Annotated in this window: 1 protein-coding gene; it reads left to right on the top strand. The window is 70.9% G+C overall.

What is annotated here, in order from left to right; all coding sequences use genetic code 11:
- Positions 1-133: 133 nt before the first annotated feature.
- Entirely contained in the window at positions 134-1,447 is a 1,314-nt protein-coding gene (locus tag AB0H83_RS51865; RefSeq protein ID WP_360111488.1) for an ISL3 family transposase, read from the top strand.
- The last annotated feature ends 12 nt before the right edge of the window (positions 1,448-1,459 follow it).

Genomic DNA, 1,459 nt, shown 5'->3' with positions numbered 1-1,459 from the left:
CGGGTCTTCGAACTTGGTGGGGGTCTGACTGCCCGGCAGGACTCCATTGTGGACCCTGATTGATAGATGCCCGTAGCTCTTGTGGATCATGTTGTTGTCTAGGCAAGATGATCACAACAGAAGAGCTACGGGCGTGGTTAACGATACGACGCGGCTGCTGGGCCTTGACGGCCTGGCCGTGGTCGGGGTCGCCAGCGACACCGACGTGCCGGTGGTGCACCTGGTCACCGCCGATGAGCAGGCACGGCACTGCCCGGACTGCGGCACCCGGGCGCGGCGGTCCAAGGGCCGGCGGGTGACCCGGCCGCGTGACCTGCCCGTCGGTGGCCGCCGGGCACAACTGGTGTGGACCAAACGCCGCTGGCGCTGCGACGAGCCGGCGTGCCGGCGGCGCACGTTCACCGAGTCGGTGCCGGCCGTGCCACCACGCAAGCGGCTGACCAGCCGGTTACGGGCTGCGGCCGGGGCAGTGGTCGCCGATGCCGGCCGTACCGTGGTCCAGGCGGCCCGCGACCATGCGGTGTCCTGGCCGGTCGTCGCGGCGGCGTTCACCGGCCACGCCCGGGCGGTGCTGCCAGCCCAGCCCGAGCCGGTGCAGGTGCTCGGTATCGACGAGACCCGCCGAGGCCGGCCGAGATGGGTCCTCGACGAGGCCGCTGGCGTCTGGCAGACCACGGTGGATCGCTGGCACGTCGGGTTCGTCGATCTGTCCGGTCGGCAGGGCCTGCTCGGACAGGTCGAAGGCCGCACCGCCCAGGCGGTCATCGACTGGCTCGACGGCCGCGACCAGGCCTGGCGCGACACGGTCCGGTTCGTCGCGATCGACATGTGCACGATCTTCAAGTCGGCGGTCCGCCGGGCCCTGCCACAGGCCACCCTGGTCGTGGACCACTTTCACCTGGTCCAGCTGGCGAACCAGACCCTCACCGAGGTCCGCCGCCGCGTCACCGTGACCCACCGCGGCCGGCGCGGCCGCAAAGGCAACCGCGAGTGGGAACTGCGCAACCGGCTCACCCGTTCCGCCGCCCGGATGCGCGGCGAACACGTCGACGCCCTCCTCGACGAGCTCGCCGGCCTGCCCAAGATGATCGGCGCACCGGTCACCGCCGCGTGGCACGCCAAGGAAGACCTGCTCGACCTGCTCGCCACCGCCCGCACCCACCCGGACCGGGAGGAGGTCCGCGACCTGCTGTACCGGTTCTACCGCCGCTGCGCCGACGCCGACCTTCCCGAGCTGGAGCGCCTGGCCACGACCGTCGAGACGTGGTGGCCGGAAATCCTGGCGTTCCTGCACACCGGGATCACCAACGCCGGGTCCGAGGGCACCAACCGGGTCATCAAGACCGTCGCCCGCGACGCCTACGGCTTCCGCAACCCCGTCAACCAGCGACTACGAACCCGAACCGCCACCACCCGCAAAGCCCGCGGGCATCTCGACCCCCGCTAACTTCGAAGACCC

Source organism: Dactylosporangium sp. NPDC050688 (assembly GCF_040654515.1).
Lineage (GTDB): Bacteria > Actinomycetota > Actinomycetes > Mycobacteriales > Micromonosporaceae > Dactylosporangium.
Note: the sequence above shows the minus strand (reverse complement) of the source record. Positions and strands in the feature narration are given on the sequence as shown.